The 20,835-nt window shown below is 40.2% G+C and carries 18 protein-coding genes; 12 read left to right on the top strand and 6 right to left on the bottom strand.

Going from position 1 to position 20,835, the window contains the following annotated elements; genetic code table 11:
- The first annotated feature begins 43 nt into the window (after positions 1-43).
- From C6Y02_RS04165 to C6Y02_RS04150, 4 genes are all read left to right on the top strand, one after another.
- Complete coding sequence (locus C6Y02_RS04165) at positions 44-895, top strand: hypothetical protein (RefSeq protein WP_142393572.1); 852 nt, start codon at positions 44-46, stop codon at positions 893-895.
- A 310-nt stretch (positions 896-1,205) separates the two neighbouring features.
- Positions 1,206-3,065, top strand: a complete 1,860-nt coding sequence (locus tag C6Y02_RS04160) for a beta-glucoside-specific PTS transporter subunit IIABC (RefSeq protein WP_106030714.1) — start codon at positions 1,206-1,208, stop codon at positions 3,063-3,065.
- A gap of 4 nt (positions 3,066-3,069) precedes the next feature.
- Entirely contained in the window at positions 3,070-4,536 is a 1,467-nt protein-coding gene (locus C6Y02_RS04155) for a glycoside hydrolase family 1 protein (protein WP_106030713.1), read from the top strand.
- A gap of 30 nt (positions 4,537-4,566) precedes the next feature.
- On the top strand, positions 4,567-5,415 hold the full coding sequence (locus C6Y02_RS04150) for a PRD domain-containing protein (protein ID WP_106030712.1): 849 nt from the start codon (positions 4,567-4,569) through the stop codon (positions 5,413-5,415).
- Positions 5,416-5,515: 100 nt separating this feature from the next.
- Here C6Y02_RS04150 and C6Y02_RS04145 read toward each other — a convergent pair whose 3' ends face one another.
- The gene (locus C6Y02_RS04145) at positions 5,516-6,694 is read right to left on the bottom strand and encodes a Rap family tetratricopeptide repeat protein (RefSeq protein ID WP_095285588.1); all 1,179 of its coding nucleotides are present in this window, start codon (positions 6,692-6,694) and stop codon (positions 5,516-5,518) included.
- A gap of 414 nt (positions 6,695-7,108) precedes the next feature.
- Here C6Y02_RS04145 and C6Y02_RS04140 point away from each other — a divergent pair, with 414 nt between their 5' ends.
- Entirely contained in the window at positions 7,109-7,321 is a 213-nt protein-coding gene (locus C6Y02_RS04140; RefSeq protein ID WP_066031504.1) for a hypothetical protein, read from the top strand.
- A gap of 32 nt (positions 7,322-7,353) precedes the next feature.
- Here the strand turns inward: C6Y02_RS04140 and C6Y02_RS04135 are convergent, their stop codons facing one another.
- The 4 genes from C6Y02_RS04135 to C6Y02_RS04120 all read right to left on the bottom strand — a co-directional run bounded on the left by C6Y02_RS04135 (position 7,354) and on the right by C6Y02_RS04120 (position 12,426).
- Positions 7,354-8,115, bottom strand: coding sequence for an ABC transporter ATP-binding protein (locus C6Y02_RS04135; protein ID WP_106030711.1), 762 nt, complete (start codon positions 8,113-8,115; stop codon positions 7,354-7,356).
- 13 nt (positions 8,116-8,128) lie between these two features.
- Entirely contained in the window at positions 8,129-10,456 is a 2,328-nt protein-coding gene (locus tag C6Y02_RS04130) for an ABC transporter permease (RefSeq protein WP_106030710.1), read from the bottom strand.
- Positions 10,453-11,706 (bottom strand): MFS transporter, encoded by a 1,254-nt coding sequence (locus C6Y02_RS04125; protein WP_106030709.1) that lies wholly within the window; start codon positions 11,704-11,706, stop codon positions 10,453-10,455. The genes C6Y02_RS04130 and C6Y02_RS04125 overlap by 4 nt, the downstream gene beginning before the upstream one ends.
- A gap of 72 nt (positions 11,707-11,778) precedes the next feature.
- Complete coding sequence (locus C6Y02_RS04120; protein ID WP_066031508.1) at positions 11,779-12,426, bottom strand: TetR/AcrR family transcriptional regulator; 648 nt, start codon at positions 12,424-12,426, stop codon at positions 11,779-11,781.
- Between the two features lie 161 nt (positions 12,427-12,587).
- Between C6Y02_RS04120 and C6Y02_RS04115 the strand changes: the two genes are divergently transcribed.
- The 7 genes from C6Y02_RS04115 (at position 12,588) to C6Y02_RS04085 (ending at position 19,353) form a co-directional block, all read left to right on the top strand.
- A complete protein-coding gene (locus tag C6Y02_RS04115; RefSeq protein WP_106030708.1) occupies positions 12,588-13,700 on the top strand; it encodes a CdaR family transcriptional regulator in 1,113 nt (370 codons plus the stop codon).
- 118 nt (positions 13,701-13,818) lie between these two features.
- Positions 13,819-15,090, top strand: coding sequence for a GntP family permease (locus tag C6Y02_RS04110; RefSeq protein ID WP_106030707.1), 1,272 nt, complete (start codon positions 13,819-13,821; stop codon positions 15,088-15,090).
- Positions 15,091-15,121: 31 nt separating this feature from the next.
- Positions 15,122-16,261: a glycerate kinase gene (locus C6Y02_RS04105; RefSeq protein WP_106030706.1), complete on the top strand. Its 1,140-nt coding sequence runs from the start codon at positions 15,122-15,124 to the stop codon at positions 16,259-16,261.
- A gap of 93 nt (positions 16,262-16,354) precedes the next feature.
- The gene (locus C6Y02_RS04100) at positions 16,355-16,693 is read left to right on the top strand and encodes a zinc ribbon domain-containing protein YjdM (protein ID WP_060597637.1); all 339 of its coding nucleotides are present in this window, start codon (positions 16,355-16,357) and stop codon (positions 16,691-16,693) included.
- Between the two features lie 327 nt (positions 16,694-17,020).
- Positions 17,021-17,950, top strand: a complete 930-nt coding sequence (locus C6Y02_RS04095) for an ABC transporter ATP-binding protein (RefSeq protein ID WP_106030705.1) — start codon at positions 17,021-17,023, stop codon at positions 17,948-17,950.
- Positions 17,947-18,900, top strand: coding sequence for an ABC transporter permease (locus C6Y02_RS04090; RefSeq protein ID WP_066031512.1), 954 nt, complete (start codon positions 17,947-17,949; stop codon positions 18,898-18,900). Before C6Y02_RS04095 ends, C6Y02_RS04090 begins: the two co-directional genes overlap by 4 nt.
- A gap of 24 nt (positions 18,901-18,924) precedes the next feature.
- The gene (locus C6Y02_RS04085) at positions 18,925-19,353 is read left to right on the top strand and encodes a DUF4064 domain-containing protein (protein ID WP_034660529.1); all 429 of its coding nucleotides are present in this window, start codon (positions 18,925-18,927) and stop codon (positions 19,351-19,353) included.
- A gap of 45 nt (positions 19,354-19,398) precedes the next feature.
- On the opposite strand, the gene C6Y02_RS04080 is transcribed toward C6Y02_RS04085, so the two are convergent.
- Positions 19,399-20,727, bottom strand: coding sequence for a CitMHS family transporter (locus tag C6Y02_RS04080; protein WP_034660528.1), 1,329 nt, complete (start codon positions 20,725-20,727; stop codon positions 19,399-19,401).
- Between the last annotated feature and the right edge of the window lie 108 nt (positions 20,728-20,835).

Genomic DNA, 20,835 nt, shown 5'->3' with positions numbered 1-20,835 from the left:
GAAGTTGAGGAACATAGGAATATTGTTCATGATTGTTGCACTATTGATTGGTGTTGGAAGTTTTGGAGGAAACAAAGCATCTGCTAAAAAAGAATCACTGAATCAATCTTATGCATATGCTTATAAAACAAAGGACAATGTCAGTTGGCTGAAGGTGACTGAAAAGAAAGGCAAGGTCACGGGTTACCTAAACGGTAAGGGTGTTAAGATTGATCCAATTGAACCTTTTATGGTGAAAACAAAATACAAACTAACCGGGAAAACCACCAAAAAAGGATACAAACTTAAAGTCCAACAAAAGAAGAAAACAATCGTATATGACATCTATTTTTCTGGAAAAGATCTCATGGTCAAAAAGCAAGGAGCAAAGAAAAGTAAACGCTATCAAGCTGTTGATGAGAAGAAATTAAAAGAATACAAAAAAGCCATAGATAAGCGCTATGATGAGTACGTCGATACAGCAGAAGACCGTTACTATGAGATCATAGGGAAATACACAGATAATTTAAATAAAGCCTACGGCTATCTGTATACAGCAAAAAACAATTCATATCAAATTTTCCTTGATATCGAAGAAGCCGTTTTTGAAGGGGATTTTTCAGGAGCTATTACAATCTCCAAAGCCACAGGGAAGAAAAGTAAGCCATTGAAAAAAGAAAAATATCAAGCAGTTGGAACCACAGGTTTTAAAAACTTTTGGGTATATCCCACACCAAAAATAAAGTGTGGCTTGTCTAAGATGATAGGGTCATCTGATGTAGAGGCTTCCTATATTGAGTTACCGATTTGGAAAAAGAATGAAAAAATGAAACTGAAAGCTGTGAATAAGAAACAATATCAAAAGCAAGAAGAAGCATTTAAAAATGCCGCAAAGAAAAAAGCAAAGAAAAAATAATGATAATAATTAAGTCAGATAGGACATTTGAGACTATCTGACTTTTTCGATTTAAATTTCCTCTAAAGTAAAATGAGGTCGTTTTGATGACATTAGACTTGTAAAAAAATATTTTTTAAATTCAAAAATATATGTTGACGCTTACATTAACTCAATATATACTAAAATCAAATCCAATATTGATAAATTAGACATGTGACTGGTCATGCAGGCAGGATCTAAAAACGATGAATTTCTTTAATTTGTCGTTTTAGGTCCTTTTTTTATTGCTGAAATATAGGTCTCATGTATGAGAAAAGGGGGAGAAAAAATGGATTACACACAGGTTGCCAAAGACGTTTTACAGCATGTAGGTGGCAAAGAAAACATTGCGCACCTTGAGCACTGTTCAACAAGACTTCGCTTCACACTGATTGATCAGAAGAAGGCAGATGTACCGGCTCTAGAAAAAACGCCAGGTGTCATAGCTGTCAGAATGTCAGGTCAATGCCAAGTGGTCATTGGGAATGACGTCATCGAAGTGTATCAAAAGTTAACAAGTTTAATAGGTAGCAGCTCATCAGGGAAAGACGCGCCTTCCAATCAGCCAAAAGAAAAAAGAAAAGCAGGCACAGTTCTGTTAGATTTCATTGTAGGTGTCTTCCAGCCGCTTGTTCCAGCTATCGCAGGCGGAGGGATTTTAAAATCATTTCTTCTCCTTTTCTCTTTATTAGGCTGGATGGATGCAAAGGGCCAAACCTATCAAATATTGAACATGGTAGGGGACGCACCTCTTTACTTCCTCCCTTTACTAGTCGCTGTAACGACTGCCAATAAACTAAAAGTAAACCCACTGGTCGCATTATCAGCAGTCGGTGCGCTCCTTCTTCCGAACATGACGGCTATGCTTACTGAAGGTGCGCAATTGATGTCATTCGACGTAAAAAATATAGCTTATGCGTATCAAGTGTTCCCAGCAATCCTTTCTGTATTGCTTTACGCTCAAATGGAAAAATTCTTTACGCGATTTTCACCAAAACCAATTCGGATTTTCTTTGTCCCAATGATGTCATTGGTCATTACTGTACCAGTTACGTTACTTCTATTAGGACCGATTGGTTTTACAGCAGGACAAGGTTTTTCATCCATCATTCTTGCAATGTTTAATACAGTAGGCTGGGTAGCTGTCGCAATTTTAGCAGCAGTCCTCCCATTCATGGTCGCATCAGGTATGCACAAAGCAATGGTCCCTTATGCAGTCACAACAATGGGGACCCTTGGGAAAGAAGCGCTTTATTTACCTGCATCACTTGCACATAATATTGCTGAAAGTGGAGCGTGTTTCGCTGTGGCACTACGCACAAAAGACAAGGTACTCAGATCAACAGCCATTTCGGCAGGGATTTCAGCATTTTTTGGCATCACAGAGCCTGCTTTGTATGGTGTGACACTTCAAAATAAGCGGGTCCTTGGAAGTGTCATGATTGGTTCGTTTGTTGGCGGAATCTTCATTGGATTAGTTGGTATACAAGCCTTTGTACTTGTTGGCCCTGGATTAGCAAGTATGTCGATGTTTATCTCAGATGAGCTCCCGCGAAATCTGATGTTTGCTGTCATTGGAGCAGTCATTTCGTTTATTGTCGCCTTTATCGCTGCTTTTGTATTAGGTAAGGATAAAACAGGAGAAGAAAAGACAAATGATCAAGCTGCATTTGCTGAACAAATTGGAGCAGGTGAAACATTCAAAAGCCCTGTGATTGGTCAAATGATCTCTCTATCTGAAGTAAAAGATGATATTTTCTCTTCAAAGGTCATGGGTGAAGGAATTGCCATAGTACCTTCAAAAGGAGCGCTTTATGCACCAGTAGATGGCGAGGTGACCTTGCTGTTCGAAACAAATCACGCACTTGGTATGAAAACGGACCAAGGGGTTGAAGTATTATTCCACATTGGCATCGATACCGTTCAGCTGGAAGGACAGTATTTTCATCCAAAAGTGCAGGCAGGAGAACGTGTTCAAGCAGGAGATTTACTGATTGAATTTGATGTAGAAAAAATCATAGCAGCAGGATATGATCCAGTTACACTTGCTGTAATCACAAATACAGATCAATATGATATAAAGGTACAGCCATTACAAGAGGTCAATCGTCAAGATACATTGATGGTTGTCACACAATTAGGAGGCTAATCATATGACAACAATTAAAGGTTTTCCAAAAGGATTTTTATGGGGCGGCGCCATTGCCGCCAACCAGGCAGAAGGCGCCTGGAATATAGATGGAAAGGGACCATCAGTTGCAGATATTGCAATGTATCGTTCCAATTTAAGTGTAGAAGATTATGAAGGACATCTTGCTGTTACTTCTGAAAATATAGATCGTGCAATAAAGGATCCAGACGATAAAAAGTACCCAAAACGCAGAGGTGTTGATTTCTATCATCACTATAAAGAGGATTTGGCTCTATTTGCTGAAATGGGCTTTAAAACACTTCGCATTTCTATTGCATGGAGCCGGATCTTTCCTACTGGAGAAGAAGCTGAACCGAATGAAAAAGGGCTGCAATTTTATGATCGTGTATTTGCCGAAATGAAAAAACTCAACATAGAACCGATTGTGACACTCTCTCATTATGAAATGCCTTTAGCCCTTAGTGTGAAATATAACGGCTGGGTTGAAAGAAAAGTGGTCGATCTCTTTGTGAAGTTCGCCAATGTTTGTTTCGAACGTTATCAACATGATGTGAAATATTGGCTCACTTTTAATGAAATTGATAGTATACACCGCCACTCATTCATTACTGCAGGAATTATTCCTGATCGTTGCCCAGAAGGAAAAGTAGAAGAGACGGTGTATCAAGCGCTTCATCATCAATTTGTCGCATCTGCTCTTGTAACAGCAGATTGCCATCGTATTATCCCAGGCAGCGAGGTTGGGTGTATGCTGACAAAATTGACAACATATCCGCATACATGTCATCCGAATGATGTGGAACAAGCCTTGAAACAAAACTTAGAAAACTACTTCTATGCAGATGTTCAGGTGTTTGGCGAATATCCGCCACTGATTACACGTATGCTTGAGAGAAAAAATATTCATATTCATATGGAAGCAGATGATCTAACCATTCTAAAAGAAAACACAGTAGATTTTATCTCATTTAGCTACTATATGTCTTTAACTGAATCAGCCCAAGAAGGATTAGAACAGACAGAAGGGAATACGATTCGTGGAGTCAAAAACCCTTATCTTCCTTCAACTGACTGGGGCTGGCAAATTGATCCGGTTGGTCTGAAAATTTCTTTAATCGAATTGTATGATCGCTATCAAAAACCTCTTATCATTGTCGAGAACGGAATGGGTGCAAAGGATGTAGTTGAAAGTGATGGCTCTATCCATGACGACTATCGTATTAACTATTTTAAAGAGCATTTCCGTCAGATGAGAGAAGCGATTGAAGAAGGCGTCGATCTCTTTGGATATACGAGCTGGGGCTCAATTGATATTATTAGTGCAGGTACATCACAAATGTCAAAACGCTATGGCTTCATTCACGTAGATCAAGATGATGATGGCAACGGAACCTTAAAACGATCTCGAAAAGATTCATTTTATTGGTACCAAAAAGTCATTGAGACAAATGGTGAATCGCTTGATTGAACACCACAATCATGAAAACAGGTGATGACGATGTTTAAAATCAAAAAAGTTTTAAACTCGAGTGTGGTCCTGGCTGAAGATCAGAACCAACAGGAGATGGTTTTGTTTGGCCGAGGGATTGGCTATGGACAGAAACCGGGTCAAATGATAGAAGAGAAAAAAGCGGACCAAGTCTTTATGTCAGTCGATAACATGAGAGCAAAAGAATTTCTTCAACTGTTAGATTCAATGCCTCAAGAGTTTATCGATTTAACTCAGCACATCGTCCAATATGCAGAAAAACGGTTAAATTCAAATCTAAATTCAGGTGTTTATTTTACCTTAATGGATCATTTGAATTTTGCTGTCGAACGACATAAAAAGAATATTAATATGACGAATCGCGTGTACTGGGAAATCAAAAATTACTATACTGAAGAATTTGAAGTAGGGAAGTACGCACTTGAGTTAGTCAATGATACATTGGGCATACAATTACCAAAAGAAGAAGCCGCCAATATCGCCTTTCACTTAATTAATGCATTAGGTGAAGAATCTGATTCGAAAGATGGCATGAAATATGCCAAAATGATCGGGAGTATTGTCAATCTTGTGCGCTATACATTGAATATGAAGATGGACCAAGAGAATATTCATTACAGTCGGTTCATTACACATGTGAAGTTCTTTGTAGAAAGATTTTATGCAAATAAATTACTCTCAGATCAAGAAAATGAGTTGTTTGAACAAATTGCACACTTGTATCCTCAAGCGATGGATGTTGCTTTTAAAATCAAAGATTATATTAAACAGGTGCATAGTATCGTCATTCCTAATGATGAACTTACTTATCTTGCGGTACATATACACCGCCTCATATCTTATCAGCAATTAAAATAATGGTGGAACCACTTGCCTTGTGATCAGGCAAGTGGTTCTTTGCTATGACCAATTTTTATATTAAGTTCCGATAGGTCGTTCTGTTGTACCAGCATTCGTCTCATTTAACGAATTGAAAGACGCTGTTTGTCCGAAAACAACGATGGTTAAAGCGATGATCAATAAACTCATTTTTTTCATTAGAATTCCTCCAGTCAAGTATAGGATGGTTCCCGTGATAGGCTTCCTTTAAAAAGAGATAGGCTTGATGAATGTCACCCAATTCCTCAAAGTGTTTTGCAGCTAGAGCACTTAATTCACAGGCACCTTCAGCATCCTTTAATTCTTTTAGAATGCTGATTTCATCGAAACAGGCTTGAGCTTTTTGAGCCATATCTTCAGTAAAATATAGATGGTAAAGCAAATTCATTTTTGCTGTATAGATGGGGCATTTCTCTGATTCATGTTTTTGGTTGACCAATTCGAAGTAATAGAGAGCTTGTGTTCTTTCATCAATAGAGAGCAGCTCTTTGATTAACATAAACATGGAGTGATGGAAATAGCACGATGAGAGGTAGTTTTCATCACTTAGAGCCTTTTCTAGGGCATCGATACATTTTTTCGATTCTCCAGCTTCGGCATACAGAATACTGATATTATGAAAAAGCTGTGAAGTTAGAAAATGATCATTTAGACTGTCAGCGATGTGTATTGCTTTTTTGTAGTAGTTTTCTGCTCTTATGAAGTCGCCAATGTCCATATAATTAGCAGCGGCGATGACAAAGGCTGTCGCTAGTCTTCTTTCATATCCTTCATGACTTTTGAAAATATCTATAGCATTCTGAATATAGTGAAGAGAAATTAGGCTTTGACGAAGTAGCATATATAAGTTTGCGATTTTCGTATGAAATTCTGCTACTTCTATTTCATCCGGAATGTTTTGCAGTTTTTTCTCGGCAATTTTAAACAGTCCAATGGCTGATGCATAGTCCCTGTTATATGAAGCGTAAAGGGCTTTGTATAGGTAAAAATAGTATTCAATTAAATCGTTTGTTTTAGAGGGGCAATCTAGCTCTGTCTGTTCATTCAGTTTTTTACCTCTCCGTTCATATAACATGAGTTTATACTTGCCTTCTAGCAATGAATAATAAGTCAAGACCTCCTGATTCTCTTCCATTTCTTGAAGTAATTGCTTTAATTCTGTGTACATTGCGTTAGCACTGTGTACATCATGCTTGCGAATCGCAATTCGCCAATCATTTAAACGGTTCCCCACCTGTTCAGCAGAAATGATAGCCATCAAATTTCACCTCTTTAAGATCCTTTCACCTGTTTCACTAAAAAACGATATCACAATTTTTGGAAGAATATAATCATTTCTGCGAGGTGATTGCCAAGAGGTAATAAAAAGGACCTAAGGTCATGTGATGTACGAAATTGTAATGGTGATTGAATGTTTTTACAAATGATTAAAATCTTTTTTTAGTCGTCTAAAAAAGGGGTATATACATTGGGTTTTATGATTATGTTCGAAAATATCACTGGTATATTACAAATAAAGTTATTTTATGTAATAGATTGGTGAGTTGGAAGGTCGATCTGTTAAAGAAAATCAGTTATGATGATGCTAGATCAAATTTGGAATAGAAACTGATAGAAGCAGACAAAAGTAAATGCCAATCACAAACACTAGTCTATTAGAAAGGACGTTGATATGAAAAAAAGATTTCAAATCTTAAACTGGCAAATCACAGTGATCATGACGACGCTGTTACTCGTTTTAGTGACTCTGTATATGTCAAAGAGATACTTTTATAGCAAAGAAATAGAGTTACTGACAGAATCTTGTCAACAAGTAGGCGGCAAAATCATATTAGAAACAAATCGTTTTTCGATGGATTATTCGTTTGAGTGCCAGAAAAAGTAGAACAGGCAGCTTTCTGCCTGTTTTTACTCCAATTACAAACCTAAATTTTGCAGCCATTGATTTAATCTAAATTCTCGATTCTCGGCAGTTGAGTCATCATATCTCCCTAAATGTAAGCTGGCTGTTATTTCTCCGTCATTCATAAACATGATTCTTTCAGAACGAAGAGCAACCTTTGGGTCATGTGTGACAAGCAGTAGTGTTGCTCCTTCAGAATGGATTTTCGAAAATATATTCATCACTTCCTTCGTTGCATTAGAGTTAAGAGCACCTGTTGGTTCATCAGCGAAAAGAATGTCTGGTTCATTCATAAGCGCTCGACAGATAGAGGCTCTCTGAAGCTGACCTCCTGATACTTCTGACAAATATCGATCTGCTAAATGATCAATATCAAGTTTTTCCATTAAATATTTAGCTCGTTCATTCATTTCTTTTCTCGGCTTTTTCTTTGTTAAGTAAGCGGCAGCAATGATGTTGTCAAATAGATTAAGATTTTTTAGTAAGTGGCTGTGTTGAAAGACAAATCCCATATCTGTTAAGCGCAGAGCAGTTAACTGTTTGTCTGTCATTTCTGATAGTAATCGGCCTTTATATTTGATCTCACCTGTTGAGGCTGTTTCTATCCCGCTAAGTTGATAAAGCAAGGAAGTTTTCCCGCATCCGGAAGGTCCCATAATGGTCACAAATTCCCCAGGCTTTATCGATAAATGGATATCTTTAAGAATGATTTGTTTCTGTCCTTTTAAAGAATCGATTTGCAAAGACAATCGCTTTGTTTCAATCAAGTGTTCCATGTGAAACATCTCCTTATGAAAGTGTATGACGTGTAGTTTGATTAGTAAAAAGCGTCTTCAATAACGAAGCGGTTAAAGCTAAGCTGACAATCAACAGTGTGATTGGGTACACAACTGACACCCATTGTGGTGCCAGCCACTGCAGGCTTGATGCCCCTAGGGAGGCTCCACCTACACTCATCAAAGCTGGTCCAATCGTATGGACAGCGATCGTACCAATAAAGGCGCCCAAAGAGATAACGACGATAAAACTTGTGATATATTGTGCTGTTACATCTTTTTTAGAAAATCCAATCATTCTTAACATGTGGTTTCGACTTGAATCTTTCGTTTTTAACATGTGCAGAAACATGAATAGCATCAAACTGGCGGTTCCAAAAGCAGCTAATGTAGACAAAAATGCAACGATTTTTACTAAAGAGGCTGTGCTGCCGATTGTTTGATGAACGTATTCTTTCATATCTGTCACTTTTGCAGGAGATATCCCTTTTTCAAATACTGTCTTTTTCTCCGCAATTTCTACTCCTTGTTTTAGTTGGATTTGAATGGTTTTCCAAAGGGCTGATTGGGAAAATGGCTGTGATATTGCTTTGGCTGTTTTGCCGCCGTTGGTGACATCCTGATAAATGCCAGTCACTGTTTTTTGAATTTCATGCCCGTTTGTTACGAGAGTGATTTTTTCTCCTACCTTTTTCTGGAGTGAATCTGAACTTAGTACTGATAAGGCAATTTCTTTATTCTTTAAAGGCTGTCGCCCTTGTAAATAGGTGAGAGGAAATGCTGAGAGATCACCTGTTTCTAAATAGAGTGTTTCTAATGTATTCTCCTTTGATTTTGCCTGAAGAGAAGTTGTTTCATATATGGCTGATGTATGAATATCCCGATCTTCACGAATCATTGATTCTATTTCATTTGTATTTTCCTCTAGATGATTTCCTTGTCGTATATCAATTCGAAGGTCACTTTGACCAGAGCCAAGATATGTGATGAAATCCGGCGATTGTAAGGTGTGCCATAGCTGAATAGGCAGCAGCATCAAAAATGTACAAAGCGCGATAATACAAGTAATCGTTGTGTACAACTTCTTTCGTGATAACAGATCTTTTAAACCAAGCCAAATATTGACCGGGATGAACCTGTTTTTCTTGAGATGTAGGGGTATTTGTTTTTTATCATTCGTTGAAATGGCGCCGCCTTGAAGTGCTTGAGCGGCTGATACTCGACCAAACTTTCTTAGGACAGCATAGCTGCAAGAAATGACGATCATTGCTATCACTATAGAAACACAAAGCGGGATGAACCAAGAAGTAAAAGAAGGCTGATTCCCCATGTATCGCTGAATATTGGCCGTAAACATATCACCAAATAAAAGCGTTAACCCATATCCTGCTATACACCCTACACAAGCAAGCACGGCATACTTTCCAACGTATAATTGCTTGATTCTTGTTAAAGGAATCCCAAGCACCTTCAGTATTCCAATTTCACGTTCGTCCTCTTCTATAGAAGCTGTCATAGCAAGATGGAGAGAGAGAAGGGCTATACCGATAAGTAGCATGCAAACAAGCAGGAGAATGGCAATCACCATTCCATCTGTCAATGCATTCAGCATACGGAGCAAAGGTAATGTGACAGCTGGACCTTGCTGTGGAAGCTGTGATGACTGGTAGATTGCTTGAAAGGCATCTGCCTGAGCGGCATCATGCAGTAAAAATTCAATTAAATATTCCTTTTTATGAAACACTTGATTCATTGCGTCCCAATCCTTGTGATGAAGAAGGAATCTTTTCGAACTAACAAGACTGGGGTTCATTTGTGCATCTCGCAAGAACGCTTTGATGCGGAAAGAGAATTGATTAGACCCTTTCCCAATCAGTAACGTTTCTCCTATCTTGAGATGATACTTTTGTTGAAAATAGATAGGGACAGCCACTTCACCTTTATTGACAGTGAGCTTTTCATTTTGTTCATTTAAAAGAAAATCAAAATGACGATTTTGTTTCACAAATAAATGATCCATCACACCTGCTTTGGCGGGTTCATGTCCGAACTTGATGTTTGCATGTTCTATTGGAATCATTGGGACGATTTGATGTGCTTTTACCATGGACTGCTTGTTTGAAAATGCTTCAATGTCTTTTTCATTTAGGCTGCCGTCATGCATTTGGACAAAATCTGGTGCCTTGGCTGAATGGAGCAGATTAGAAATGGAACCATTCAGCTGTACTGTCATTTGAGCGGCGTTTGTTGCGAGAAATGATGTCAACATAATACAAATGGTTAAACCGATGGAAATGAGACGGTGGCGGGTTAAGTCTTTCTTTATAAACGTCAGTCTCATGAGGCTGATTCTCCTTCATGTTGAAGCATATTTTTTGTTAAGTAGGCAAGGGCAAACATGAAAGTGCTGACTATTAGCACCGTCACATACATGTTGGCTGAAAACGTATTGAACAAGAATCCATACATCATTTGACCAAGCGGGGCAGCACATTGAGAAACCATTGTCAGGTTTGCCATCACTTTTCCTAATTGACTATTTGGCGTTTTCTTTTGAACATGTGAAATTACAACGATTGAGATCATTGTAAGCAGCATAGCAATTGGAAGACATCCTGCTAGAAAGAGAAAATAAGCTGGATAAGTGCCAAATTGAAGAGCTGTGTTGGATGTTGAGAATGCGACAGGTAGCAAGATGATCGCGATGACGATCAGCCAGCGATATAAAGTAGGTATCTGCCAATGCTTTGCTACAAGTCCAACTAGCAGAGCCCCTGCGATCACAGCGAACTCAATCAAGCCCATGCCTATTCCATACATGATGTCACTGCTTTTCATTGTGACCCTTAAAATGATTGGACCACCCACGATAAAAAATGGCGTGAGGATGAAATTTAACATTGCAGCAAGCAGCATGGCTCTTTTTAAAAATGGCTGACTGCCAATATAGGAAAATCCCTGTTTCATATCTATTATGAGCACTTTGCCCATAGTTTCCGTTAGCGGGCTAGGTGAGAAGGATATGTTTAACCGTAAAAGCATGCATGCTGATAGAAAAAACACGATAGCACTGGCACCTATGATGGATTGACTTCCAATCAGTCCGTACAGAACCCCGCCGATAATAGGAGCGAGAACACCTGAAAGTGCCTGCACGCCATTGACGATTCCGTTTGCTTGTTCTAATTGTTCCTGTTTTACTAACTGTGGAATGCTGGACATCACAGCAGGAGCATAGAACGTACTCATCACACCAAGAAGCACCATGACCGCTCCGATCATATAGAGTGAATCATTTCCTGAGAATAACCAAAAATAAAAAGCCAGAATCATGATGCCGGTGAGAACATCAAATAAAATCATCAAGTTCCTTCTGTTAAACCGGTCAGCGATTGCTCCTGCTAAGGGAGAAAGAAGGAGTGGGACATTGGATAAAGCGAATAGTAAGGCATATAAGTCAACACGCTGCGTCATATCCAGTACGTGTAAAGATATAACAAACCGAATTAAGGAAGAACCAAAAACGGAAATAATTTGTCCGAGAACGAGGTACATAAAGTGGGATGAACCTCTTTTGGATAACAAAGACATGAGTATCACTCTCCTTTTAGACCGACCGTCAGTCTATAATGTATGCAGGATTGGTATTGAAGTGACCAATCACTAATTCTTTTCATCCAGCTCTCCAGTTAATCGCTTTAGAAGAAAGGAGAAGCTCCCCTTTTCTGCATGTAATGAGGATTCGAGGATATCGATAAAAGCTAGAGCGCGCTGTATACTTTCTTCGGCTGTCCATTGAAAAAGGCCCTCATCAAATATGACCTGCGCAGAAGCAAGAAGGAATTCAACCGTTTCTTGCGGGAACTTTGTTTTGAATGTTCCTTCTTCCACCCCTTGCTGAATGACGTCTGCCAATACGGGTGATAGTTCTTTAATCGCTTTGATTAAGCTTTTTTGGTGCATCTCTGCATTAGAAGGCTGATGGAATTGTTCAATCATCCCCTGTTTATTGCTTCCTTGCTGAGGCGATTGTGCCATGATGATACGAAATAGTTTGTCGACGACTGGAAGGTCTGGCTCAGCCGCAATACGCTTTGCCACGATGATATCTGCTTTGATGATCCTGTCAATAATGGCATCCATCACTTCTTCTTTGGATGAAAAGTAATAATAAAAAGTGCCTTTTGCAATGCCAACAGCTTTCAGAATGTCGATAATCGTTGTTTGCTGATAGCCTTTGGTAGAAAAAAGCTCTTCGGCTGCGTTTAAGATGTCATTTTTACGTTCTTCAGGATGTTTAACGGTTCTCATAAAGCCATCCTTTCTTTTGACTAGACTGTCGGTCGATCCTTTGATTTGATTAAACACTTTTCAATGTCCCTTTGTCAATGCCTCATTTTTGAACACTTTGCATTTATTGTGCAATGACACTATGATACATTGAATGAAAACAGCCTCAGGAGAGATGCCTCATGCAATTTTTAACTGCTGAATTGGCGCAAGAAATGGTTGAACGTACGATGCGTATTTTAGATAAAAACATTAATGTGATGAATGCAGATGGTGTCATAATTGGTTCTGGTGAACGAAACAGGATTGGTCAGAAACATGATGGTGCACGACTTGTGCTGACAAGCGGGAACAGTATGGAAATTGACCATGAGGCGTCCTTACGCTTAGAAGGAGTGAGACCTGGAATCAATTTGCCTATTTGCTTTCGTGAACAAGTAGTTGGTGTGATTGGAATTACTGGTGAGCCAGAGGACATTCGGCATCATGCCGAGCTGGTGAAAATGGCAGCTGAGCTTGTGTTAGAGCAGTCTTTTCTGCTTGAACGAATTCAGTGGCGGCAAAGAATAGAGAGTGAAATTGTCAATCAGTTAATTTCTGATTCGGACGTTGGTGATCATCAGCTAAAGAACCGAGCTGCATGGCAAGGAATGGATTTAGATAAGCGCCGAATGGTCATCGTTTTTCAGCCAGTTCCATCCTCGGAAGACGCTGTGCATAAAATGATGCATGCGATTCAATACGATAAGAATGCGGATGATTTGCTTGGCATGACCTTTCGTCATGAATTGGTTCTTTTAAGGCAGCCGATCCCTGATCATCGTTTAAAGCATGTGGGAGGGCAGCTGCAAAGAACAATGGAAAAAGCAGTAGGAGGGCAGGTGCTGGTGGGGATAGGGACTGTCGCTGACGACATAAGCCGGCTGCCATTGTCTTTTGAGCACGCAAGAGATGCCTTGAGGTTGGGGAAAACTCTTGATCCCGAGGAGAGTATTTATTTTTTTAAATCTTATCAGTTGGAAAGGCTATTCCTCACTGCAGGAGCTGTTGAAGAGGAGATTAGATGGACTGACTTTTACAATCCATTAACACAGGAAGCGGAGCTCGCCCAAACATTAAGGATTTACATTGAAGAGGGCGGTGATTTACAAAGAATTGTTGATCGTTTATTTATTCACCGGAATACTTTGCGATATCGTTTAGATAAAATTCAAGCATTGACCGGAAAAAATCCCCGTCATGTGAAACAGTTGATGGAGCTTTATATGGCGCAGTTGATGAGTCAACTATCTTGATTGTGCATATGCACAATGGAATGAAGGGATAAATTAAAAAAATTCATCTAGATTCACAACCCGATCCCCACTAGTAAACGCTTACAATTGGAGAAAGACATTTTGGGGGAGATCGAGGATGAGTGGAGATGTGACAGTAAGTACACTGGGAGCCGTGACGGCGCTTGTGATAGCGATTGTTCTTATTCTAAAAAAAGTATCACCTGCATATGGCATGCTGGCAGGTGCCTTCATAGGCGGCTTGGTAGGCGGTGTAGATATTGTTCAGACCGTCAACGTCATGATGGAAGGCGCTAAGGATATGATTCCGGCTGTCCTCAGAATTATGGCGGCAGGTGTACTAGCTGGCGTTTTGATTGAGTCGGGTGCAGCTTTAACTATCGCCGAGGCTATCGTGAAAAAGCTTGGAGAGGCGAGGGCGTTATTAGCACTCGCACTGGCAACCATGATTTTAACAACAGTGGGCGTTTTTGTAGATGTAGCTGTTATCACGGTAGCGCCCATTGCACTTGCCATTGCCAAACGGGCAAAGCTGTCGAAAACGGGGATTCTACTTGCCATGATTGGAGGCGGGAAGGCAGGGAATATCATGTCACCGAATCCGAATGCCATTGCCGCTTCTGATGCTTTTGGTGTACCGCTTACTTCAATGATGGCTACGGGTGTCATCCCGGCTGTGTTTGGATTGGCTGTTACATATGTGTTAGCCAAAAAGCTTGCAAAAAAAGGGACACCTGTTCTTGAAGAGGAAACTGCGCAAAGCAAAGTTCAAGTGCCAGCTTTTTTTCAAGCACTTGCGGGTCCGCTTGTCACCATTTTATTGTTGGCTTTAAGACCGCTTTTTCAAATCAATATAGACCCAATGATCGCCTTACCGATCGGAGGCATTGTAGGCGCTCTTTTCATGAAAAAAGGGAAGTTTCTCAATGATTATGCGATATCGGGGCTTCATAAAATGTCGGGTGTAGCAATTATGTTATTAGGGACAGGCACACTAGCAGGAATTGTATCGAATTCTTCCTTAAAAGATGTGTTTATTCAAGCACTCGATGCATCGGGATTACCTCCGTATTTACTTGCACCAGCTTCGGGGATATTTATGTCAGCCGCCACCGCTTCGACAACAGCAGGAACGGCGGTAGCGAGTGGCGTATTTAGCGGTACATTAATTGGCCTTGGCGTATCTGCTCTTTCAGGAGCAGCCATGATTCATGCTGGGGCAACAGTGCTAGATCATATGCCGCACGGGAGCTTTTTCCATGCCACAGCAGGAAGTGTTCAAATGGACATCAAAGAGCGGTTGAAACTCATGCCTTTTGAATCGTTAATTGGTTTGACATTAACCGTCGTATCGACCATTATATTCGGCGTTTTCCAGTTGTTTGGCTGATGACATTTGATAAGAAACGAGGGGCTTTAGGATGAAAATTGTGATTGCACCAGATTCATTTAAAGAAAGTTTATCTGCATATGAGACAGCGTGTGCCATTGAACGAGGATTTCATGCGATTTTGCCAAACGCTGAATATATCAAACTTCCAATGGCAGATGGAGGAGAGGGAACTGTTCAATCGCTAGTTGATGCGACGGGCGGGCACATTGTCAATCAAGTGGTCACAGGCCCGCTTGGGGAGCCTGTTGATGCCTTTTTTGGCATGTTAGGGGACGGTCAGACTGCCGTCATAGAGATGGCCGCAGCCTCTGGGTTACACCTTGTTCCGCAAGAAAAACGCAATCCCTTATTCACGACATCGAGAGGAACAGGGGAATTAATGCTTGCGGCACTGGATCAAGGAGCGAAGCATGTCATCATTGGGCTTGGCGGAAGTGCAACAAATGATGGCGGCGTTGGGATGATGCAAGGATTAGGTGCGGCTTTTCTTGATAATGCAGGACAGGAGCTATCGCGAGGCGGTGGAGCCCTTCATCAATTAGCTTCTATTGATCTATCTGGACTTGACCCAAGACTGCAATCCGTTCGGCTGGAGGCAGCTTGTGATGTGGACAATCCTTTAACGGGTGAAAGAGGAGCATCTGCTGTATTTGGTCCTCAAAAGGGTGCTGATAAAGAAACGGTTCAAGTGTTAGATAAAAACTTAGCTCATTTTGCACAAGTAGCAGAAAAACAGTTCAATGTATTTTTTGAAGGTGTAGCAGGGGCAGGAGCGGCAGGAGGACTTGGTGCGAGTTTATTAGGCTTTTTACACGCCGATTTGCAAAGAGGAATTGATATTGTGCTGAAGGCAGTTCATTTTGATGATGTCATCAAGGAGGCAGACCTTGTCATTACTGGGGAAGGCCGGATTGACCAGCAGACCATTTATGGAAAAACGCCAATTGGTGTAGCCAAAGCAGCAAAGCAGTATCACCTGCCTGTGATTGGTATTGCGGGCTCCCTCTCAAAAGACAGTGCAGTTGTACATGAGCATGGAATTGATGCACTTTTTAGTATCGTTCCAGGTGTAACTTCTCTTTCTGAGGCGATGAGAGATGGGGCTCTTCATGTAGAGAGAACCGCTCGGAATATTGCGGCTGCTATATCAATTGGAATAAATAAGTAAACGTTGAAAAATGTTTCCTTTTCTATCACATTCCTTTCTATAGAAATGTGGTAAAATTGTATGAAATAAAATAGAAAGTTGGAGGAAACACAAATGTCTAATCTACCGAATTGTCCTTCATGCAGTTCACCTTATACTTACGAGGATGGCAGTCTGCTGGTTTGTCCTGAATGTGCCCATGAATGGTCACTTGAACAAGAACAAGCGGCAGAGGACCAGCTTGTTGTCAAAGATGCGAATGGGAATCTGTTAAATGATGGGGACACGGTCTCTGTCATCAAAGATTTAAAAGTAAAAGGTTCTTCTTCCGTTTTAAAAATAGGGACGAAGGTCAAAGGCATTCGTTTAGTTGAAGGCGATCATAACATTGATTGTAAAATTCCTAGCTTTGGCGCAATGAAGTTAAAATCAGAGTTTGTGAAAAAGGTATAATAACGAAAGGAGGCTGTCAGTAAGAGGCCTCTTTTTATTTCTTTATTTATAGGTGAAAGGAATAATCTTAAACAGAATTCCATACATATATACCTGTTGAAAAAGGTTCATTTTTTAAAAAAATCAAGCCTCTTTTCACATAAAAAATTGCTGTTTTCTTAACCCTACCTTAAAAAAGGCAGATGATTCGCTAAATTTTGGCTAATCCCCTTCACAACTTTTGGGCATTGCTGTACCATATGGAAGTGTTCTTCTATTTTTAACGGATCATGGTGTTTATCAGGAAATAGATGATAGATGATACTTAGACAAAGAAGGAGAGGTAACGTGACGAACGTTTTAGAACTGCATAATGTATCTAGGCATATTCACGGGAAAAAGATTGTTCAAGACTTGAGCTTTTCTGTCCAAGCGGGCGAAGTCTTTGGCTTCTTAGGACCAAACGGCGCAGGGAAAACAACAACCATTCGTATGATGGTCGGTCTTTCTCCTATTACATCTGGCGACATTCTGATTAATGGTCATAGTATTCAATCCTCATATCAGCTTGCCATTCAAGATGTTGGTGCCATAATTGAAAACCCAGAAATGTATAATCACTTAACAGCCAGACAAAATCTTGTTCACTTTGCCAGAATGAATGGGAAAGTGGATGAAGGGCGAATTGATGAGCTGCTAGAGCTGGTCAGCTTACAGCACGTGAAACATAAGCGTGTCCGTACGTTTTCATTAGGAATGAAGCAGCGTTTAGGCATTGCGCAGGCTCTTATACATAGACCGAAACTGCTGATATTAGATGAGCCAACCAATGGACTTGATCCAGAGGGAATTCGCATGATACGAGATTACTTGAGAAGGCTGGCAAAGGAAGAAGGGCTGGCTGTTATTGTTTCAAGTCACCTCATGTCAGAAATGGAATTGATGTGTGATCGTTTTGCGATTATCCAAAAAGGAAAGCTGATTGCGATTGAGGATCAGCGTACAGAGACGAATCAAGACGAACTGGTCAATTATCGAATGAAGGTCGCATCCGGTGAGCTGGAAGAAGCGCAGAAGCTCATTGGTGTATTTGAGGAAGGCACGACTGTAAGAGAAGAGGAGCAGTATTTATTCTTCTCCTTGCCAGAAGAGAAAATGCCGGAATTGATTCGTCATTTGAGTGACGCGTCCATTCATTTGTACGAAATCAAAATAGAAAAACAAACCTTAGAAGATAAGTTCTTAAGCTTAACAGGTAAAAAGGAGGCAGACGTATGATTCGCCTCATTCAAAACGAGTGGATGAAGATCAGTTATCGTGTTGGAACTTGGATTATGGTTGGACTTCTTGTTTTAGGTATGATTGCCACACTGATCTTTGCAGTGAAAACAAATGACAAAGATCAAGCTTCGGGTGATTGGAAAACCGAGCTGAGAATGGACAATAAAGAAAAGAAACAAGAATTGAAAGAGAATGATTTAGGATTTTATAAGAGATCCCTAGAAAAGGATATAGCAATTAATGAGTATCGCATCAAACATGATTTGCCTCCTGCGGATCAATTTGGTAAAAATGCATGGGCTTATGTGAAGATCAATGCTGATTTGCTTCAGCTGGTCGGTGTATTCGTGATTATCATTGCAGCCACGATTGTCTCGGCTGAATATAAGCATGGTACAATTAAATTATTGTTAATTCGTCCACCATCAAGAATGAAGATTCTCTTATCTAAATACTTTACCGTTCAACTTTACTCACTATTTCTTATCGCGGTTCTATTTGTCCTATCATTTATCTTAGGTGCGATATTCTTTGGATTAAATCATGATTATGTGTATTTGTCCTATCAAAATGGTGAAGTCATTGAACGATCTCAGCTTGCAAATATGGTTTCGTATTATTTGGCACATTGTGCTATGTTTGTTGTACTAGGGACACTTTCTTTTGCCATCTCAACGGTATTTAGAAGTGAGGCCATTTCTATTGCGATCAGTGTGTTAGCCTATATTGTTGGAGCATCCATCACAAGTATTTTGATGTTCTTCTTTGATTGGGCGAAATACTTATTGTTTGCAAACGATCCTGCACAATATTTTGCAGACACACCTACTTTTATCGAAGACATGTCTCTAGGATTCTCATTAACAGTCCTAGTCATCTATTGGGCTATTTTCTTGGCGATTGCCTTAATTGTCTTCCAAAAGCGAGAAGTGAAAACAGGCAGTTAATTTAACTTTTTAGGAGGTTTACACATGATTAGACGGAAAGGTGAAAAAATTATGGGGATTATTAGTATTGTCCTCAATGCCATTGGTGTTGGATTTGGAGCATTAATTCTCTCCTTAGGTCCATCATTTTATGATCAAATCAATGAAGTGTTGCAAGAGGAAGGAGAAACATTGCCGATTGAAACGCTTCAGGCTTCTGTTAATGCATTTGGTACTCAGTTCATGGTCGTTTCCGCAATTGCGGCTGTGCTATCGATTGTCGGTGTGATTTTCTTGAAAACAGACCGCCGTGCCGTGCTTTCAGGTATTCTTTTCTTGGTGTCTGCTGTGACTCTTTTGATTGGAACAGTCGGCCTTGCATTTGCTCCAATGGTTCTATTGTTTATCATTGGATTGATGTCTCTTATTAGAAAGCCGAAAACAGACATTCACACGAGTGAATATCCTTCATAAATACAAAGAAAAAGACATGCGTCGTTGTACGCATGTCTTTCTTTTTTAAATGATACCGATCAGCATCGCCACGAACAGAAGGATAATACTGAATCCCCACATCCAAAAGAAGGAGTAGCGGATATGTTTCCCCATATCGACTCCCGCAAGACCTATCGCAAGCCAAACGGCTGGAGCGAGTGGACTGACAAAGGTTCCGATGATGTTTCCAATCATCATGGCATACGCAGCGGAAGTGCCCGACACGCCAACCTCAGATGTAATCGATTCGACAATTGGAAGTAGAGCATAATAATAGGCGTCTGTGCTTGTCAGCATATCCAGCGGTACCCCAAACATCCCAACAATGATATGTAAAAATGGAAGCAGGAAAGCAGGTAGAATCTGAATGCTGTCCACAGCAATAGCTTTTAGCATGCCCGTTCCTTCGAGAATTCCTAAAAATGAACCTGCGGAGAAAATAACGGCAGCCATCATGAGTGCACTAGGTGCATGCGCCTTGATTCTCTCCATTTGTACATCCACTTTCGGATAGTTAATTAATAGTGCGAGAGAAAGACCAATCATAAACATATAACTAGCCGGAATCACGTTGAGCACAAGAAGGACAACAACGGCTACAAACAGAATGAAATTCACCCAAATCAAGTGATAACGTTTTAAAGCGGCATCACCTGTCTCGCTAATGGATTGAATAGCCCGGTCCCAATCTGCGCCTTCTAATTGAACAGCAGCGATTTCATTTGCGGCGATTTTGACCCGAATGCGTTTTTCTTCTCTTTTTCCTAAAATAAATGCCATTCCTAATACGAGAACGACCCCAATGAGCTGAATGGGAATGAGCGGCACCCAAAGTTCAGATGGGTCCATATTAAGGACACTCGCTGCCCGTCCTGTGGGGCCAGCCCACGGCACCATATTCGTTAAGCCGGCACTTGTCCCGATCAATAACAGCAATAAGTACGGACTCATATGTAATTTTTTATAAAGTGGAAGCAGTGCAGGTACAGTTAATAAAAATGTAGTCGCTCCTGCTCCGTCTAAATGAGCGATGACTCCTATTAGAGCTGTTCCCATCGCAACCGTGACAACATTTCCCTTTGTCAGTTTAATCAGTGTTTTTATTACAGGTTCAAAGAACCCTGTATCTTGTAAAATACCAAAAAATAAAATGGCGAAGATGAACATGGTCGCCACTGGCAGTACTTTGATAATCCCCTCTTCAAAGAAAGATTGAATGTCATTGATTCCAAATCCTGCGATGAATGCCCCGATTAAAGGCACCATGACCATGGCAACAATTGGACTTGCTTTCCCCCAAATCAGCAATACAACAATCGTTAAAATAATCAATAATCCAACAAACGTTAACATAAGTCCCTCCCCCTACAATAAACCGTTTACATTTTCTTGCTCTTTTTATGACAATGCAGTCCCATATCTGCATTGAAAAAAAGGGTATCAAAAATATGAGTATTAGGC

This window comes from Bacillus sp. NMCC4, assembly GCF_002998555.1.
Taxonomy (GTDB): domain Bacteria; phylum Bacillota; class Bacilli; order Bacillales; family Bacillaceae; genus Bacillus.
The sequence above is the reverse complement of the archived record's forward strand: the minus strand, read 5'-3'. Positions and strand labels throughout refer to the sequence as shown.